The sequence below is a fragment of the Sphingomonas molluscorum genome, assembly GCF_039522995.1.
GTDB classification, from domain to species: domain Bacteria; phylum Pseudomonadota; class Alphaproteobacteria; order Sphingomonadales; family Sphingomonadaceae; genus Sphingomonas; species Sphingomonas molluscorum.
In genome coordinates, this window is sequence record NZ_BAAAEL010000015.1 from 177,844 (window position 1) to 196,916 (window position 19,073).

The 19,073-nt window shown below is 65.0% G+C and carries 13 protein-coding genes; 5 read left to right on the plus strand and 8 right to left on the minus strand.

Annotation, left to right across the window (positions count from 1 at the left end):
- Positions 1-51: 51 nt before the first annotated feature.
- The 8 genes from ABDZ92_RS15120 to ABDZ92_RS15155 form a co-directional block, all read right to left on the minus strand.
- On the minus strand, positions 52-1,044 hold the full coding sequence (locus ABDZ92_RS15120) for a hypothetical protein (RefSeq protein ID WP_343763706.1): 993 nt from the start codon (positions 1,042-1,044) through the stop codon (positions 52-54).
- Positions 1,041-3,143, minus strand: a complete 2,103-nt coding sequence (gene yhhB, locus ABDZ92_RS15125; RefSeq protein ID WP_343763709.1) for a cyclophane-forming radical SAM/SPASM peptide maturase YhhB — start codon at positions 3,141-3,143, stop codon at positions 1,041-1,043. The genes ABDZ92_RS15120 and yhhB overlap by 4 nt, the downstream gene beginning before the upstream one ends.
- Before the next feature lie 14 nt (positions 3,144-3,157).
- The gene (gene yhhA / locus ABDZ92_RS15130; RefSeq protein ID WP_343763712.1) at positions 3,158-3,322 is read right to left on the minus strand and encodes a YhhA family cyclophane-containing RiPP; all 165 of its coding nucleotides are present in this window, start codon (positions 3,320-3,322) and stop codon (positions 3,158-3,160) included.
- A 229-nt stretch (positions 3,323-3,551) separates the two neighbouring features.
- Complete coding sequence (locus tag ABDZ92_RS15135; protein ID WP_343763715.1) at positions 3,552-4,112, minus strand: alginate export family protein; 561 nt, start codon at positions 4,110-4,112, stop codon at positions 3,552-3,554.
- A 192-nt stretch (positions 4,113-4,304) separates the two neighbouring features.
- Positions 4,305-5,024 carry a hypothetical protein gene (locus tag ABDZ92_RS15140; protein ID WP_343763718.1) on the minus strand — a complete coding sequence of 240 codons (720 nt, stop codon included), beginning with the start codon at positions 5,022-5,024 and terminating at the stop codon, positions 4,305-4,307.
- Positions 5,025-5,210: 186 nt separating this feature from the next.
- Positions 5,211-6,398: an FtsW/RodA/SpoVE family cell cycle protein gene (locus tag ABDZ92_RS15145; RefSeq protein WP_343763721.1), complete on the minus strand. Its 1,188-nt coding sequence runs from the start codon at positions 6,396-6,398 to the stop codon at positions 5,211-5,213.
- Between the two features lie 146 nt (positions 6,399-6,544).
- Positions 6,545-7,654, minus strand: coding sequence for a rod shape-determining protein RodA (rodA, locus tag ABDZ92_RS15150; protein WP_343763724.1), 1,110 nt, complete (start codon positions 7,652-7,654; stop codon positions 6,545-6,547).
- Between the two features lie 212 nt (positions 7,655-7,866).
- On the minus strand, positions 7,867-8,973 hold the full coding sequence (locus ABDZ92_RS15155) for a radical SAM protein (protein ID WP_343763727.1): 1,107 nt from the start codon (positions 8,971-8,973) through the stop codon (positions 7,867-7,869).
- A gap of 71 nt (positions 8,974-9,044) precedes the next feature.
- Here ABDZ92_RS15155 and ABDZ92_RS15160 point away from each other — a divergent pair, with 71 nt between their 5' ends.
- Genes ABDZ92_RS15160 through ABDZ92_RS15180 form a run of 5 tightly spaced genes read left to right on the plus strand, consistent with a single transcriptional unit; the run spans position 9,045 to position 19,072 of the window.
- The gene (locus tag ABDZ92_RS15160; protein ID WP_343763729.1) at positions 9,045-9,680 is read left to right on the plus strand and encodes a 4'-phosphopantetheinyl transferase family protein; all 636 of its coding nucleotides are present in this window, start codon (positions 9,045-9,047) and stop codon (positions 9,678-9,680) included.
- A gap of 57 nt (positions 9,681-9,737) precedes the next feature.
- Entirely contained in the window at positions 9,738-10,484 is a 747-nt protein-coding gene (locus ABDZ92_RS15165) for a hypothetical protein (RefSeq protein WP_343763732.1), read from the plus strand.
- A 31-nt stretch (positions 10,485-10,515) separates the two neighbouring features.
- On the plus strand, positions 10,516-12,531 hold the full coding sequence (locus ABDZ92_RS15170) for a beta-ketoacyl synthase N-terminal-like domain-containing protein (RefSeq protein ID WP_343763735.1): 2,016 nt from the start codon (positions 10,516-10,518) through the stop codon (positions 12,529-12,531).
- A gap of 5 nt (positions 12,532-12,536) precedes the next feature.
- Positions 12,537-15,713 (plus strand): MupA/Atu3671 family FMN-dependent luciferase-like monooxygenase, encoded by a 3,177-nt coding sequence (locus ABDZ92_RS15175; protein ID WP_343763738.1) that lies wholly within the window; start codon positions 12,537-12,539, stop codon positions 15,711-15,713.
- The gene (locus tag ABDZ92_RS15180) at positions 15,710-19,072 is read left to right on the plus strand and encodes a non-ribosomal peptide synthetase (protein ID WP_343763741.1); all 3,363 of its coding nucleotides are present in this window, start codon (positions 15,710-15,712) and stop codon (positions 19,070-19,072) included. The genes ABDZ92_RS15175 and ABDZ92_RS15180 overlap by 4 nt, the downstream gene beginning before the upstream one ends.
- Position 19,073 lies beyond the last annotated feature (1 nt).

Sequence of the window (19,073 nt, forward strand, 5' to 3'; positions counted from 1 at the left end):
GTAGGCCGAGTCGGGGAACGCCGTTTGGCGGCGGGCTTCTTGGTAGGGGGCTTACTCATAGAGGCGGCTCAGCCCGGCGCGAAGGCGCGCTTCGGCCGGCTGCCAGAGTTCGGCGGGGAAGAAGCCTGGAGAAAAGGCGACGGCGGCGTCCTCGATGCGCTCGATCAGCCCGGCGCTCCGCACGGCCGCGGTCACCTCGTCGATGTGGGAAAGCACCTGCTCCGAGGAAGGGTCGTGCCGACGCATCCGGTCGGTCCAGTCGCCATCACCATCGTAGCGGTTGTTGAAGTAGTCCATGTCGACATGAAGCAGGACGGGGCCTTCGCCAATGTTGGCGAGCCAGTCGGAGAGACTGTTGGTGGCACGGTAGCGACCGGGGCCAGTCCCCTTCGTAACTTCCAGTCCGATCCCCGGCCGATTGGCTCCAGGTCGCAGCAGGTCATCTGACCGCATTACGGGGAAGAAGGCGTGATCCAGCGTGCCGGTCACCTTTGGCGGCTGACAGAGCTGGCGAACGTCACAACGCTCGAAGGCGCGGAGAAAGGGGGTGAGGAAGCTCCCCATGCCGACTGCGCCGCTCTCGCAGGCCCGCAGGACCGATTCAGGGTCCCAGACGTCGAACGGAGCGCCAGTAATCATGTCGACGGATCCGTTGCCTTCGTCTGCGAGGCGCGGGGACATGAGGTCCTGATGGTCGTCGACATGGAGGATCGTGATCGGAGCGTCGGGGGACGGCTTGGCGCGAGCGGCCCATTCGCTCCAGGTCAGCAGTGACCAGGTGTCGTAGAGCGAGGTAAGCACGCGACCGGTTCGTCGCCGAGCGACGGCCATTCCGGAGAGGCCGATGCCGGGCCAGCGCGCGAGATGCTGCTCGATCCGGATGTCGACGTAACGCTCGATGCTGTCTGGCCAGTTTAGCTCGAGTTCCCACTCGCCGTTGACTCGCGTGGCCGTAGCATCTTTGTCGCAGAAGTAGTCGCGGAGCCTCGCATGGCGGGCGTGGCGATCCTCGGGAAGCAAGTCGGAGCGGACGCGCAGGCTCATGCTGCCAGCGGCAGGCGCCGCTTCCTGCTTTCGAGAAGTTCCGCGAGAGCGCGTCCCGCCTTCGTCAACTCGCTTCCTCGCAAGGTTTCGAAAGCCTGCGCGAGGTTGCGTTCGGTATCTTCCAACTGGGCGACGGCGCGGTTGTTCAGGCGTATGGGGCCATGGTCCCGCACGTACTCCCAGAAGCGCCGGAGCTCGACGAAGACGAAGATCGCGTGGAGCAGACCCGATGCGGGTCGAAGATCTTCGCGCCAGGGGGAAACAACAAGCGCCCCGGGCTGAGTGGTTGGATGACGGCGCTCGAACAGGTAGAGCTTTTGGTGCCGATATTCGTGCACCAGGGAGTCGGCGAGGTCATAGGGATCAATCATGCCGCTGCCGATGGTGACTGATACGAACATCGCCCCGGGCACGGAGTTGTCGCTGAACGACACGATCTTGTCAGGATGCGCGGAAGGGTCTCGCACGAACTGCACTGCCGAGCAGATCGTGCGGAGTTCAGCGGCGAGAGCAGGTCGCCATGCGTCAACGATGGCGAGAGCCTCTGCGACCAGTGTACGTCCAACCGCCGTGACATCCTCGGGCTCGAACTCAATCCCCTGTCCGAATGGCTTACGCAGCCATTCGTCGTTCAACCCAATTTCAAGTTCGTTTTCGAAGCATGCAGAGCGCACGGATGTGAGATAGTCCCCGTCGACCAGAATCGGCTTTCCGTCTACGTCGTGCACCGTGCGTCCAGCGCGAGACGAGCGCATCGCGCGCTGCCAGGCCACGGTGCCAGCGCGGCGCGCAAGTGCGCGCACAGCCTTCGCGTTCGGCTGATCGGTGGCGAGCGGTCCGGCGAGTTCCAGCGCCTTCACAAGGCCGGCGGCATCCTCATCGATCGCCTCGGCGTGCAGCTCCGACATGATCGCCGCACTCGTCTCGGCGACTTCGAAAGCGTCCAGGTCGAAGGCCGGAAATTCGTCTGCGAGGGAGCTGGCGGGTTCGAGGGACTCCCCAAGTCTGCGGCGGACGTGCGCAACGATCGCCTTCATCTCGCGGCAGTAAACGGTGGGGTTGTCATACGTGCCCCCGCCGAAGCGGTGCGGCACGGAGCCACCGCCACATACGTCGACCACGTCGCATGCGCGGCACCGCTCACTGAGACCGGACTTGGTGAGGAGACGGCGGTGAGCGGCGATCGCGGTGGAGGACGCGACTTGCTCGATGGGGGTGTCGAGCACCGAACCGATCAGGCGGGTTGCGCCGTCGCCTGCCACCTTGAACACGTCGAGATCGTGCCAGCTCCCGTCCGTCTCCACTGAGAGCAGGCTGACGTCGCCGAACCCGAATGCGTCGGTGCCGGAGGGTAGTCCCGCTGCCACGTCGAGAAGCGCTTCGAAGGTGCGGACGCGAAGTCCGGGGAAGTGGTCGAGCCAGACGTCGAACGCTTCGGTCATCCACCGTTCGTAGAGACCAGAGTCCGCGTCGCGGCCCGGAGGAGGCCTGTCGTGATGGGAGTCGGGAAGCAGGAAGTCGACCTTGGGCACGCCGTGGGCAGCGAAGTACTCCAGCAGGGTCCTGGGCGGGACCGAAGCGTCGATGACTGCGATGACGCCTGCGAAGATGGAGGGGCGCCGCTTGAGCCGCTGGAGCGCGGCCTCGACGCGGTCGAAGCTTGATCGTCCCTTTCGGGTGGTACGGTGAAGATCTTGCACCTCCCGCGGGCCATCGATGCTGAGCGACACAGCGATCCCTTCGGCTTCCATCCGATCCAGGATCGCATCGGTCAGCAGCAGGCCGTTGGTCTGCATCCCGAAGTCGATGTCGATGGCGGGAGCGGCGGCACGAACAAGCCGAACGAACTCGACGATGTATTCGCTTCCGGCGAGCAGTGGCTCTCCGCCGTGCAGGATGACGGCTATATGCCTGAGATCGGCTGAACGGGCATATTCCGCCAGCCGCTGGGCGAAGGCATGCCGATGCTCCTCGGCGAGGAGCCTGGGCATGCTGCGCCAGCTCTGATCGGCATGGTGGTAGACGTAGCAGTAATCGCAATCGAGATTACACCTCGATGCGACCTTGACGAGGAACGACGATATCCTCGCCGCGGACACAGGATTGATCCCGCTTACGAACGGCTATGGCGGTGGTGCATCCGGTCGTAGCTGGTGATCACCTCGCTTGCTTGGGCGCCGGCAAGTACCCGACCTTGCAGGCGCTGGAGCGCCGGATTGGTCGTGGAGGACTTCAGAAGGGTTTCGCGGACGATGTTTTTGTCTTCGACAACAGGCATCAATGTTCTCCTTGCGTGCCGAGTACGTAACGAATGAAATCAACGGGCGCAACTTATCAGGCACCTCAAATCTTGCTTGTTGTGCAGAAAAAGGAATTGGGATCAAAGACCTTAGACAGGTATTCGATTGGTTATTGTGAGTTTGGCAAAGAGTAACGTGATCTTGGCTTTGGTCCGGTAGGAGGGGGTAGTCATGTCGGTGCTTAAGCATGACCATCGGGCCTACAGGCTAGAAGCGGAACATCGCCTCGGCGCCAAGCATGTGTATCGGCCGGGCGGGACCGCTCTCGCGGAGGAAGCCGCCCGGCGCGAACACCGATGCCGAGACCGAAAAGGACAGGATCGTGCTCGCCTGCCAGCCGAGCAGCAATTCGATCTGATTGCCGATGTGGCGCGCATCGCTGCCGTTCGCGGCGCGGATCAGCTGACCGGGAACGTCGTACACCCCGTCGCCGCGGCCAGTGCGCCAATAGGCGACACCGGCGAGCTCGGCGGTGAGGCCGTGGCCGAGATCGACGTCGACGTCGACGCTCGGATGCAGGTTGACGATGTTGCGCGGGCCGATCGACGAGAGCTCGCCGAAATACTTGCCCTTGGGGAACAGCGCGTTGAATGTGCCGAGCGTGGCGTCGCCGGGATCGCGGTCGCCGCTGGAGATGTTGCCGCGCAGCCGCAGGCGCGGGGCGAGCGGCCCCTGGAGGAAGGCATGCCAGACCGGTGCGGTGGGTTCCCGCCCAACGGCCCGAGTATCTCGCGCAAAGGTTGGCGATGGCGGTGACGGCGAGGTCAAGGTCTCAAAGAGAATAGACGGGGCCGAATGTCGAGCCCGTGCGAGCGAACACAAGCTCCAGCGCGCAACTCAGAAGATCGATACAAAGCCCCTCTGGGTTCAGTACGTACAGGTCGGCGAGGCTCTGAAGCCAGGGAAGAGCCCTTCGACCTGCCCGCGGCTCCACAGGCCATCGGCGACGGCCTCGATTCCTTAGCGCCTCATCAGGTGGTAGGTGTAGCTGAGACCCCGTCCGGTCGCGGTTGCGACTTCAAGCACCGAAACGCCTCTTCGTGCGAGCCTTTCAACGTCATGGAGCGAGTAGGTGATCGGGTTCCTCCCTGCGGAGGTGGTAGCGCTCAGTGCCTGACACGTCTGTTCAACGTTCAGCATCTCAAGGGCTTCGCACCGCGTTAGGCGGTCCGACAATGGCAGATCGAGTGTCGGCACTGAGACCATCCTCCCGATCTGCGGTATCGAGGACCTCTCCACAGCAAGGGTGCCGAACAGCGTGTCGGCCCCTTCCGCTACGAGGAAGGGAAGATCGCCGGCAAGCAGAGCGCCAATCAACGCACCCCATTGCTTCGGCCTGCCATGAACGGCGAGCAGCGCCTCGTTGATCCGAACGGGTTCATGAAGGCCCGATCGACCGGCCTCGCGGATTCGGACCTCCAGATCGTCGACGTCCGTTTCCGTGAAGCAGATTTCTCCGTCCACCAAGGCTGGGCCGCTTGCCGGCATGTGTCCGCAGACGACGATGTCCTGAACGCCGCGTCGACCGATGCCGAAGCGGTAGGCGACCGTGCCCACAGTCACCCGGGCGCGGAAGGCATGGGCGAAGTCGGCGACCTCCTCCGGGTCAAACGCCGGCACGAGCTGGTCCCCACGCATGCGCTCGTGAGGCGTCAGATGCCCACGCGCCCGTGCCGCCATGAGGGTCTCCGGCGTCAGTCGCGCCAACTCGTATGCCGGACGTATGCCGACAAGCGCAGAGCGTCGCCTACTGGATTGGCCGTTCCACCCACGTCCAGAATGACAGGCCGTGCGTGCGGGCTGTCCGTCGCAATCGTCGGCGCCGTGCGTGTCGTAGGCGAGTTGATCGCTCTTCGCGGTACAGCCTTAGGCGAGGCGCCTTGCCCCCAGATACGGGTTGCGACGCGTAAAGGCGAGCAGCAGTCCCATGCCGATCGACAGTGCCAACATTGAACTGCCGCCATAAGAAATGAAGGGCAGGGTCATGCCCTTGGACGGCACCAGCTGCACGTTGACCGCCATGTTTATCAGCGCCTGAAGCCCGAATTGGATCGCGAGGCCCGAGGCGGCGAGCAGCGCGAACACGTCCTCCTCGTCGAGCAGCTTGACAAGCACGCGCACGACGATCGCAAGATAGAGGCAGGCGACGATGGCGCAGGCGATCAGCCCGAACTCCTCGCCGATCACCGAGAAGATATAGTCGTTCTGCGGCTCGGGCAGGCTGTACTTCTGCGTACCGCCGCCCGGCCCAACGCCGAACAGCCCACCCGCTGTCAGCGTCTGCATTGCCTTTTCAACCTGGTAATTGTCGCCCTCGCCGAACAGGAAACCGTCGATCCGGATGGTTGCCACTGGATAGAAGAAATAAGCGAGGATGACGCCGACGACCGCCACCAGCCCAAGCAGGCCCAGGATCCTGACGTTGATGCCCGCGAACGTCAGCATCGCGACCCACACCGTGCCGAAGATGATCGTCGAGCCGAAATCGGGTTGCTTCATCAGCAGCACCGCGACGATGCCGAACAGCCACCCCGATACCCAGAAGATCGGCAGCCCCTTTTCCTTATTTTGGATCGACAGGAGCCAGGCGAGCGTCACCACGAAGAAGGGCTTGAGGAACTCCGACGGCTGGAACTGGCCGATGCCGAACTCGATCCAGCGGACGGCGCCGTTCCTTTCTGCGCCGACGAACGGCACCGCCGCTAGGAGCAGGAAGAAGATGAGCGCGCCGCCCATCGAAAAGCGCCGCGCGCGGTCGCGCGACATCATTGAGATAAGGATCATCACCGGCATCGACACCGCGATCCACATCAGCTGGCGATAGAAGAAGTAGAGGTCGCTGAGCCGTGCGCTTCCGTCCGAATAGCGAAGCGCCGCGGCGGGCGAAGCGGCGGCGACCGCGATAAGGCCGACCGTGATCAGCACGGTGAGGAGGAGGAGGAGGACGCGGTCAATTTCCCACACCCATCGTCCGATCGGTGAGCGGTCGGTGCGGCGGTAATGGGCCGGATCGATTGGCAGTTTGAGCTTCGGCGTACCCGCCCGCGGTTTCATATCATTCCCCCCATGGGCATCGCGCAAAGCGCTTCAGTGCGCCTCGAAGCCCGCGATAGTCGGACCGAGGCTTGCCGGAAGCGTAGATCGTCGCAAGAACCTTGTGAATCCACCACGATCCGGTTCGTCGCATTTTCTGGCTGAGCCTAAAGCTCCCTGCCAAAGCCGCGGTTCTCGCGGTCGATCGACATCAGAATCCCGATGCACAGCATCGTCGTCAACATCGCCGAGCCGCCGTGCGAGAACAGCGGCAGCGGGATGCCGACCACCGGCGCCAGCCCGGTAACCATCAGCATGTTGATGGCGAAGTAGAAGAAGATGGTCATAATCAGGCCGATCGCGGTCAATTTGCTGAAACGGTCATTCGACGCGCCCGCCACGTTCATTCCCCAGCGGAACAAGAGGAAGAAGCAGATCATCAGAAACGATAGGCCGACTAAACCCAATTCCTCCATCATCGCCGGGACGATGAAGTCGGTCTCGGGTTCCGGCAGGAAATGGAGGTGGCTCTGCGATCCGTGCAGGAAGCCCTTCCCGAACAGGCCGCCCGACCCGATCGCGATCTTCGACTGGATGATGTGATAGCCGGTGCCCAGCGGGTCCTGCTCGGGGTTGAGGAAGATCGACACGCGGTCACGCTGATGCGGCAGCAGCGCGTAGTTGTAGATTGCTGGGAGCGCCGCGCCCACGGCGATGCCGCCGATGAGGAACAACCGGAGCGGCAGCCCCGCCATGAACATAATGGTGAGCGAGGAAAACACCAGCAGCAGCGCAGTACCGAGATCGGGCTGGATCAGGATCAGCAGCGTCGGCAGCAGCATGATTAGAACGGCGGGCCAAACAGCGTGGAAGCTGCGCATGTATTTGGCCGGTACGCTCGCGTAGAAGCTGGCAAGGGCGAGCACGAGCACGGGCTTCATCGGCTCGGAGGGCTGAAACTCGAACAGGCCGAGGTTGAACCAGCTTCGTGCCCCATTCCGCACTGACCCGAACAGCTGGACCGCTATCAGCGCGACGATCAGCGAGCCATAGATTGGATAGGTCAAGTCGCGGAACAGCCGCGGCTTGAGTCTCGAAATGAAGATCGCCATGCCCAGGAGCATTAGCATGCGGAACAGGTGCTTGAGCGCCCAAGGCCCGCCTGCGACCGAATACAGCGTCAGCGCCCCGAACGAACCGATCGTCAGCACCAGCAGCATCGGCACCCACGGCAGGCGCATGATTGCGATTGGCACGAAACGGCTGTTGCTCAGCATGGCTTAGCGGATCAAACAGGCCGGCGGCGGCGCGGGCGTGTGATTGGGTCGATGTGAGGAGCGCATGTTGTTCACCTATTCGCTTAGCGATGCTGCCGCTCGTTTCGCCTTGCGCAGCACGACGCCGGCGACCTCGACTCCGTAGCATTGATCGGGCAACTCTATCGAGCCCGCGGTCTAGACAGGCACCCTATCGGACGCGGATGCCGCGTTCAATGTCGAAACAGCGCGGCCTCTCCGGCCAGGATCGACGATCTTTGATGAATGAGCGGCAGCGATTCGCGCAACTGTACGCGATCAACCATGCGGCATGCGCCGTAGAAGATGTACATAGTCGAGAGCCATTCAAAAAAGTCTTCGCGTGAGTCGAGGTGGCGCTCAAGGCCGAGCGCGATCCACGAAACATGCGCCCAGACGTCAAAACAGGTTGCACAGTCACGCTCGTCCCCCACGCAGCACCGGCGCGTGCTCGTCAGGCCAGGGCCGTAAGCGTTGAAATGGGGATTGTAGCTCTGACCGCTCGAAATGCGTGCGCGGTTGCCGGGATGATCAACCGACACGCTGCCGCAGACGTCATAGCCCCAGCGCTGCCCCTTCATGACACCGCCGCTGATGACCTCGTTCAGGTATGAATTGAACGCGATGCCGTTGGGGTGACGGTCGATCATCTCGGCGACGAAGCGCCGCGCGCCGGCAAAACCGTTGCGGTGGTCGTGCTTGCCGCCAAGCGTAGAGACATCGCCGTAGTAGTTAAAGCTCACCATGTTGCCGTTGTCGATGCAAGCATCGACGACCTCAGCGGTCTGGGGAAGGGGATCGGAGGGCAGAGTGACGTACCAGATGACGCGATCGTCGTTCCGGAAGTTCGAGAGCGCGCGCTGGAACACATCGATCCGCCCATAGCCACGCATCCCCCGGTCATTCTCGGCATCGCCCCAGACCGAAACCGCGAGCGCCACGTCCTCAAGCCCTTCCCGCGGCACCTTCTTCAGGCCGTTGGTGACGATCATCAGCCGAAACTTTTCCGCGAGCGCCCGCAGCCGGTCAGGGACCAGACTGGGTTCGCCGCCGATAACGGTGGCGAAGGTGATGCCGCGCCGGACCTGCTCCTCAATAAAACGGTCGAGCGTCTCTCTGTCGGCTTCGGTCTCCTGGTCCATCTCTTCGGCGAAGAAATAGCATCCCTTGCAGCGCAGGTTGCACCGATGGGTGATATCGACCGAAATGGAGCGCATCGGCCCGGCCGACCGAATCGCATGCCACATGCGGCCGATTAGGGGATCCTGCGTGTATTCGTTAATCCGATCGCGAACTTTCATACTTGCCCCGTCCAATCGGCGCCGTTCAATATGACATTCGATATCGCCGTTCGCCGAGCACGCGCCCCAAGATGATCGTCGCGACACAAGCGCAACTCAATTATGCGCTAGAAAGCATTTGCCCCGCAAGCGCTTATGCTGCCACGCGGCACATCGCGCCCGATGATCATCTCGCCCTGTCGCCGGGCGAGTCGAGGGCGCTAGCTGGCGCCGTCGCCGGTGTTCGCAACGCAAGCGGTGCTGCGCGTGGCGTGGCTAAGGCGCTGCTCCGAGGAATAGGGAAAGAGGCAGTCGAAATCCTGCGCGCACCAGAAGGCTTTCCCGTCTGGCCCGAGGGATTTGTCGGCTCGCTCAGCCACACCCGCACTGTCGCGGCCGCGATCGTCGCCCGCAGCGACTCGTTCGATTGCTTGGGCATCGACATTGAGGAACCCGAGGAGGTTGAATCGGAACTCGCCCGCCTGATCGTTCGAGAAGAGGAGGAATGGGCGATTCGCGTAGGCATGATTTCGATCCGACAGGTTTTCTCGGTTAAGGAAGCCGTGTTTAAGGCGCTTTACCCCCGCGATCGCGTGATGCTGGATTTTCAAGATGTCGCTTTGGATTTTGAGACCGGTAGCGCGATGACTCGGTATGGCGCTGCGGTAAAATGGCGATCTGCTCGCGCCGATGCTATTTTTTCAGTTGCGTGGCGCCCAAGATCATGAAAGCTTTGGGTGCCTAAAAGTGAGGTTGTGGCGTTTAACTTAAACACGGAGGTCACTATGCGAATCCGGGTGAAAAGAAGCGTGTCCGTTTATCCTCAATACAAGCAGCAGTTCCTTGAGCTGACACTCAATGGGATTAACGGGGCCAAGAGGGCCGTCGGAATCGAGCCCGAAGCATTTGTCGACCTGAACGAGGCGCCCGATCGCGTCGACGTGACGGTCTTTACCGATTTTGCCAGCCTCGCCCAGTACGAGGACCTGTTCCTTCATCAGCTGCTCAAGAACGACGGCTTCCTCGATACGCCCGAAGCGGCGGTAGAGATGGTCCACGACAATCCCCGTGACGAGATGTTCGTCCGGCTGGACGTCGAGGATTATTTCATGAACCGCAAGGGCGCGACTGGCTTGGCCGTTCTGGAAGAGCCGGCGAAGGGTGATCGCAAGTCGCGCTATCTGATGGAGCGGATCTACACCACTTCAAAGGGTCGTCTGCGCGAGATGATGCAGACCTCGTTTGAGCATATCGAAGCGTTCACCAAGAAGACGGGCACGATGCCCGATCTCCACTGCACGCGCTTCACCGCTGGCCGCATCGGCAGCGTAGAGGAAACGGTAGGGTTCGACAATCCGGCGATCTGGGAAGACGATTATGCCGAGCATGATCGCGTGCTCGCCGAAGAACATCCCGGTCTACTGATCAAGCCGACGGTCCAGACGATCTATCGCCGTTTGACCGAGGACATGCTCAACGTCCGTCCGGGCGCCGATGCCGTTGAGGCCCGGCTGCTGGAGATGGCGCGCTAAGGCTGTCGGAGGACTGCTCGGAAGACGTGGCATGAAGAGCGAAATCGCGGTGATAGGCATGGCCTGCCGCGCTCCGGGTTCTGCGAACTACGAGCAGTTCTGGCAGTTATTGATGCAAGGGCGGGTGGCCACGGGTCCGTGGCCACCCGAACGCCGGGTTCTTTCAAAGGTTTGGCAGCAGAACGACCGACCTGACGCGACTATCTCCGACAACCTTCTGGCTTCAATGGTCGGCGGGTATCTGGACGGCATTGATCGGTTCGACGCCCAGCTGTTCGGCATCTCCCCGCGCGAGGCGCGGCTGATCGACCCCCAACATCGCCTTCTTCTGGAGGAGACGTGGCGCGCGCTCCAGGATGCCGCCATTGATCCGAGGTCGCTGGTCGGTTCGCCCACCGCGGTCTTCATGGGGCTGTGCTCGCACGACTATTCGCTGATGGGGCACGAGGCCGGGGCCGGTGTCGGCCCCTATTCGGTGATCGGTTCGGCGCAGTGCATTGCCGCAAACCGCATCTCCTACGTCCTTGGATTGGAGGGGCCGAGCATCGTCGTCGATGCCGCCTGTGCCGCCTCGCTTATGGCCATCCATCTGGCGATCGCGGGCCTGCAGCGCGGCGATTGCGACTTGGCGCTGGCGGGCGGCGCCAATCTGGTGCTTACTCCGACGGTCAACGCTAGTTTCCAGGCGGCGCAGATGCTGTCGAGGAAGGGACGATGCGCGACATTCGACGTCGGCGCCGACGGCTATGTGCGTAGCGAAGGCGTCGGCGTGCTTGTGCTCAAGCGTCTCGTCGACGCCGTTGCCGATGGCGATCCCGTCCACGCCGTGCTCGAAGCCTCGGGCGCCAACCAGGACGGCCGGACGTCGAGCATCACCGTGCCCTCGCGCGCGGCGCAGGTGCGGCTGGTCGAGCGCTGCCTGCGCCAGGCGGGGCTCACCCCCGACGAGATCAGCTTCGTCGAGGCGCATGGCACGGGGACGCCGATCGGCGACCCGGTCGAGGCGGCGGCGCTGGGCGAGCTGTTCGGCGGACGCGAAGTGCCCTGCTGGGTCGGCTCACTCAAGGCCAATATCGGCCATACCGAGGCTGCGGCCGGGGTGCTGGCGACGATCAAGGCCATCCTAGCGCTGCGGCACTGCGTCCTGCCCCCGCATGTCGGTGCCGCGGTGTCCCTGCCGATCTTCGCCGAGGCGGGCAGCGGCGTCCGCCTGCCGGCCCAACCCGTCGATCTTGAGACCAAAGGTGAGCCAAGCTGGGTCCATGCAGGCGTCAGCGCGTTCGGCTTCGGCGGCACCAACGTCCATCTGGTCGTTCGGACCGCCGATCGCGACGAGCGGCCGGCCGATCCCGCACCCGAACCCGCGACGACGGCACTGACATTGTCGGCGCACAGCCCGGCGTCGCTGGAGGCGCTGTGCGCACAATGGGCCGACTATCTCAGCGCTGCCGACCCGGCCGAATTCCGGGCGGTAGCGGGCTTTGCCGAAGCGGCCTTCACGGGCGAAAAACATCGAGTCTCCATCGTCGCCAGATCGGGTCCCGAAGCAGCGGCCGAACTCCTCGCCGCACTCGAGCGCTGGCGCGCAGGGGCGGACCGCGACGCACCCGCTCCCGCCCCGTCCACACCTAAAGCAAGCCGACCGCGCCCGAAGCGGCCGCTGCCGCCTTATCCCTTCTCGGGCAAAAGCTATTGGGCCGACCATCTGCCCACACTGACGGCGCAGGACGATTTCGCCCTGCCCGAGATGATCGCAGTCGATTTCGGCGACGACTACATATCCGAGCACCGGATCGTCGGGAACGTCGTCGTACCGGGCGCGACGATCATGATGACGGTGCTCGGCACCCTCCGCGACGTCAGCCGCCGAAGTGACCTGAAGCTGCGCGACGTCAAGTTCCGGCAGGCGCTGATCCTCGAGGGCGAGGGGCAGCATGCTGCCCGCCTGAATCTCAGCCGCCTTGATCGGCAGTCCTACCGGTTCGAGCTGGCGCATCCGCTGAACGGCGCGGTATTCGCGTCCGGAAACATAGCCGTGGGGGCATAAGATCGATGGATTTCAGCCTGATGTTCTTTTCCGGGGGCGAGGGTCGCAGCGCCATAGACTCCTATGAGGACATCCGGGAGATCGCCGAATTTGGCGATCGTCACGGCTTTCGGAGAGTCTGGCTGCCGGAACGCCATTTCCAGTCGTTCGGCGCGCTCCACCCGAACCCGTCGGTGCTCGCCGCCTATCTCGCCGCATCGACCGACACCATTCGGATTGCGGCGGGCAGCGTCGTAGCCCCGCTGCACGATCCGCTGCGTATCGCCGAGGAATGGTCGGTCGTCGACAATCTGTCGCGGGGGAGGATCGACGTGGCTCTCGCTTCGGGTTGGCTGAAATCCGATTTCGTCTTCGCGCCCGACGCATATGAGGATCGGCACCGCCTGCTCGGTGAGCGGGTGCGGGAGTTGCGCTCGCTCTGGCGCGGCAATCGGGCCGAGCGGCAAGGCGGGGGCGGGGACCGGGCGAGCGTCCGGGTCTATCCGACCGCGGTGCAGCCCGAGCTGCCGCTGTGGGTAACGGCGGCGCGCAATCCTGAGACATTCAGGCTGGCGGGCGCGCTTGGCGCCAACGTGCTGACTTATTTCGTCGATCTTGGCCTGGAGGGGCTGGCGAACGCGGTCGAGCTTTATCGCGAGGCGCGGCGCGAGGCGGGCTTCGATCCCGCCACGGGCGTCGTCACCGTAATGCTGCACGCCTTTGTCGGTGAGGACAGTGCGGCGACCCATCGCCGTGTGGCGCAGCCCTATCGCGAATATCTGCTGCGCAACGGCGACCTGCTGCACCAGGGCGGGCGTAACAATGCGCTGCTGACCCCGCGCAATCTCGAGGAGTTGGCCGACGTCCAGCTGACGCGCGTCTACGAAAGGCTGTCGCTGCTCGGATCGGTCGAGGCAGGCCTCGCCACCACCGCACGGCTGGGCGAGATCGGAGTGAACGAGATCGCGTGTCTCGTTGATTTTCTCGACGACATGGCGTTGGTGAAGGAAGCCCTGCCGATGCTGGCGGCGCTGAAGGAACGAACGGCATTTAGCGCCATGGCATCGCCGACGCCGGCGCGCGCCCTCGAGTCCGAATGGCAGGCGGGCGCCGACGATTTCTATGCCTATATCCGCAGCATCGGCGGCGAATATGGCGAGAAGTTCCGGCTGATTGAGCGCGTCTCACTGCGCGGGAACGAGGCCATCAGCCATATGCGCGCGCCGGCGGCGGGGCGCGGCGCCGAGGCGATCCTCGTCGATGCGATCATCTCGACCGGCCATGCCTTCGGCCTTCGGCCAGGATTGCGTGGCAGTTCAATGCCGCTCGCGCTGCCGGCCGAGGTCGGCTCGATCACCATCGGCACGCTCAGCGCCGAAGGGTTCCGGGTCGAGACGCGGGCGAAGGGCCGGTGCGACAATCTCGAATATTTCGACGCCGTCGCCACTGCGCCCAACGGCGAAGTCGTCGCGCAGATCACGGATTTCGCGTTTCAACGGCTGGTGCTGCCCCCCAATGACAAGCGGATCCGGGTAGCGGGCGATGCGGTCTTCGTTCCGGGCTGGACGCGCCTGCCGATCGCCGGATCGCCGCCGCGCGAGAAGCGGTTCACGCTGACCGCGCCGACGCCGCAATTGGCGGACGCGTGGACCGCCGCGCTGTCCAGGCAGGGTCTGAACGTCGCCACCGCGCCGGGGTTCGGTCCCGGGCCGGCCGAGGCCGACCATATTCTCCTCGCGCACGAGCCCGGTCCCTGGCGGATGGGCGATGCAGCGGGGCCGCGCGCCGGCGTCGCGCGGATCGCTTCGTGGGTCGCCGACCTGCGATCGCGCTCGCCCGGCGCGAAGCTCGTCATTCTCGTCAGCGGGGCCAACGCCGTGCTGGAAGGCGATCCGTTGCCGAACGCGATCGCGGCCGCGGCGTGGGCGGCAGGCGGGTCGATGTCGCTGGGCGGGGGCGAGGTCCGCGTCATCGATCTCGACCCGTCGCGGTCGATCGAAGAGATGGCGGGCGGGCTCGCCGGCTTGCTGCACGCCCCCATTCCGATGGCGTCGATGCGTGGCGAGGCCGTCTATGTGCCCGGCATGGTACGCGACGCGAAGGCGGCGGGACATGCCGATCGGGCAAGGCCGGCGGTGCTGGCGGGCCGATCGGTGCTCGTCACGGGCGGTACCGGCGCGCTCGGGCAGGCAGTCGTCGAATGGGCGGCGGAGGAAGGCGCGAGCAACGTTAGCATCGTCGCGCGGCGTAGTGCCGCGTTCGAACAACGCATCGAGCGGGGGACGATCGGCGAAATCCGCGGGTCGATCGCCGATCCGAAGCTTTGGACCGACGCGGAGGCCGGGCAGGACTTCGACACCGTCTTCCACTTGGCCGGCATCGATCCCGGTGAGGCGGGGGGGGACATGGCCGAGGCAATCGACCACGCGTTCGAGCCCAAGCTCGACGGGCTGCTCAACCTGCGTCCGCTGCTCGAACGGGGGCGCCCCTGTCACCTCGTCCTGTTCTCGAGCGTCGCGGCGCTCGCCGGTTCCTACGGCCAGGCCGCCTATGCCGCGGCCAATGCGGCGATGGCCGCTGCCGCCCAGCACTTGGTCGACGGCACCCCTCACCGGGCGACCATCCTCCATTTCGGCCCATGGCAGGGCGGCGGTATGGCCGCATCGAGCGCGCTCGATGCGGCGTTCGCGGCCAAGGGCGTGGGTCGCATCGAGCCTTGGGTGGCGCTGCGCGCGATGGGCATGCTGCTGCCCAAGCCCGGCGGGTCGTGGATCGTCGGCCGCTTCGACGAGGCCCGAGTTCAACACGGCGCGGCACCGGCGGCGGCGGCCGCGGGCGAGGAGCGCGGCGACACTGACGGGAACATCTTGCTGGCGACGTTCAAGGCGTTGTCCGATGCGGGCAAGCGCGACCTCCTCCACACCAAGATCCGTAGCTATGCGGCCGACATCATGGAGGTGGCGGAGGATGAGATCGACCTCGACGCCAATCTATTCGACATGGGCTTCGATTCGCTGATGGCGCTGGAGATGCGCAACGCGCTCAGCCTCGACTACGGTATCGAAGTCGGTCTCGGCGTGCTGATGGACGCGCGGACGCTGGCGCAGGTCGCCGATGCGATCCTGCCCGTGATCGAGGCGGCCGCGGCGGGCAAGCCGGTGCGCCGCGACTTGGACGTGGCGAACATCGACATCGTGCTATGACCGTCGCGGGCTTGATCGAGCGCCTCGACGAACGCGGCGTGTTCCTAGGCCTGCGCGGCGACGCGCTACTGCTGCAGGGCGAGACAGCGGCGCTGCCCGGCGATCTCCTCGCTCAGGTCGCGAAGGAGAAGCCCGCGATCCGCGCCTATCTAGAGGATCTGCGCGCCGTTGCGCCCGCCGGATCGGCGGGTGCTGGGCTGTTCTCGGTCTATCTGCCGTCTGACGGGCAGGAGCGGCTGGCTTTTCTCGAGACGCTCTATCCCGAGAGCGCCGCATATATCGTCGCCGCCTCGGTCTTCTTTCGTGGCGATCTCGATATCGGGCGGCTCACGCGCTCGCTGGTCGAGGTCGTCGGGCGGCACGAGGCGGTCAGGACGTATCTCGCGCGGCGGGGCGAGCGCAGCTTCACCGTCACCGATCACGACATGGTCATCGACCTCCCCTTTGCCGACTTGTCAGCGCAGGACGACGCGGCGGCGATCATCGCCCGCTGGCGCTCGGAGATCGCGACCACGCCTTTCAGCCTCGAACGACCGCCGCTGTGGCGCTGGAAGCTCTTCCGGCACGGTCCGGGCCTTCACGAACTGATCGTCGCGATCCACCATTTCATTAGCGACGGCTGGTCGCTGGTTCACGCCTTTCGTGAGGTGGCACAGGCCTATGGAACCGGTGACCCGACGATGCGCGAGCCGGCGCCCGGCGGCTATCGCCGCTTCGCGCGCTATCAGCGCCAGCGCGCGAAGCACGCGGATCGTGAGGCGGCGGTCGAGGCGGCGCGGGCTTCGCTCGACGGCTGCGATCTTGCGATCAGGCCGTTCGGCCGGTCGCGCGACGTCGTGAGGAGCGACTGTGGTGGTCGCTCGACCTTCACCGTCGACCGGTCGGTCGCGCCCCGCCTCAGGACGATCGCCGCTGCGAACGGCATCACCATCGGCACGCTGTTGTCGGCCGCCTTCGCCGCGATCCTCCACCGCCATAGCGGTGCGCCGAAGTTCGTCCTCGGCGTGGCGCTGTCCAACCGCCCACGGATCGAGTTCGAATCGACCTTCGGCTTCTTCGTCAACTGGCTGCCGGTGCCGGTCGAATTCCGGCCGGGCGAGGACTTCCTGACCTTTGCCCGGCACTTCCACGGCTCGAAGCTGGCCGCAATCGAGCGCGGCCATGTGCCGTTCGACGAGGTTGTCCGGGCGATGGACGTCGGCCGACAAATGTTCCTCCACCCGCTGTTTCAGTACATGTTCGTGTCGCACGTGCCCGCGCGTCGGGTGGCGATGCGCGGCCTCGACCTGACCATCCAGCCCATCCCGAACGGCGGCGCCAAGCTCGACCTCACCGTCTTCCTCACCGACACGCGCGACGCGCTGGCAGTCGAGGGCGAGGGCGACCTGTTCATCGAGTTCGAGTTCAACCGCGACCTGTTCGACGACGCCCTGATCGAAGGGCTGGTGACTGAATATCAGGCGCTCCTGCGCGCAGTCGTCGACGACCCGGCCGCCAGGATTCACGATCCCGCACCTGTCCAGCCCATCCGACAGATGACCGAACATCCGCATGCCGAGTCGATCCTCGAACCGTTCCTCGTCCAATGCGAGACGGCGCCCGAAGAGGTCGCGATCCGGTTCGGCAGCACGGACGTGCGCTACGCGACCCTTCGCGACCGCGCGCTTGCCGTCGCTGCCGCGCTTGACGGTGAGGGCGTCGCGCCGGGCGACCGGGTGTGCGTGCTGCACGAGCGTTCGCCCGACCTGATCGCGGCGCTACTCGGCTGCTTCCTCGCGGGCGCGGTATTCACGCCGCTCGACCCGAACTTCCCCGGCGAGCGGCTGCGCACGATCGCAAGCGCGGCCGATCCGACGGCGATACTTAGCTCGGCCCGCTTCCTCGCCGCGGCGCGCGATCTGGATACGGGCGCGCAGGTCATCGATCTATCGGCCGTGCCCCAGGCCGGGCCGGCCAATGCGCGGCGGCCCGTCGGCAACGACAGCCCCGCCTATCTCCTGTTCACTTCGGGCAGCACCGGCGCGCCCAAGGGAGTGCTGGTGGGGCATGGCGGCCTCGCCAACTTCGCTGAGTGGCTCGGCTGCTATCTCGCCATGACGCGCACCGACCGAGTGCTCTGCAAGACTCCCTTCACCTTCGATGCCTTCTTCCGCGAGACGATCGCGCCGCTGTGCACCGGATCGACGATCGTCATGGTGCCCGACGAAGCGGCGCTCGACATGCCCGCGCTGCTGGACGCGGTCGAGGCGCACGAGGTCACGGTGCTTCACGCCACGCCAACGATCTATCGCGCCATGCTTGCGGAAGCGGGTGCCGCCCACCAGCTGCGCTCGCTCGCGCACGTTATGTGCGGCGGCGAGGTGCTCGACGCCGCGCTTGCCGCCCGCCATGCCGAGCGCGCCGGCCAGAGCCGGCTGCACAATGTCTATGGCCCCACGGAATGCACCGTCGACGTAACGGCGTTCGAGGTGCCGCGCGGCGGTGCCGACCCCGCATGCCTGGGCGCGCCGATCGCCAACACCGGCATCGTCATCGTCGGCGAGGACCTCGTCCCACTGCCCGCTGGCGCGATCGGCGAGATCGTGATCCTCGGCGCCGCGGTCGGCCTCGGCTATTGGCGGGCCGGCACCGAGGACGAACGCCGGTTCATCGATGCGGCGCCCTTCGGGGTATCGGGCCAGGCCTATCGTACCGGCGACCTGGGCCGCTTCGGCCCCGACGGCCTGCTCCGCTTCCACGGCCGGATCGACCGGCAGGTCAAGATCCGCGGGGCGCGGGTGGAGCTCGACGAGATCGAGAATGCGCTGAAGCGGCAGCCGGCGGTCCGCGACGTGGCGGTGATCGCCCACGCCGCCGATGCTGCGCTTTATGCCTTCGTCGTGCCGCAGCCCGGCATGGGCGAAGTCGAGGGCCGGTTGCGCGAGGCGCTAGCCGCAGCCCTGCCAATCTACATGATGCCGAGGTCCTTCATTATGCTCACCGATCTGCCGCGTCAGACGAGCGGGAAGGTCGATCGGCGCCGGCTGGCCGATCTGGTACCGCAAGCGGGGGCGGGCACCGTGCGCCTGACCGAAGCTGCCGCCTGCTCGGCGGAAGAGCGCGAGATACTGGGGTTCGTCCAGGCGCTTCTCGAACGCGAGGACGTGTCGATCCACGACAGCTTCTTCGAACTTGGCGGCCACTCGCTCAACGCGGTGCGTCTGCTGGCGCGGGTGAACAAGCGGTTCGGCGCCTCGCTGTCGATCCGCGATCTGTTCGACAATCCGACCGTGGCGGGACTCGCGGCCCGGTTGCCGCGCCTTGACGCGCCATCCGGCCCGGGTGAAATCAAGAAGTTGAGGCGGCCGCGGGCAGGCTGAC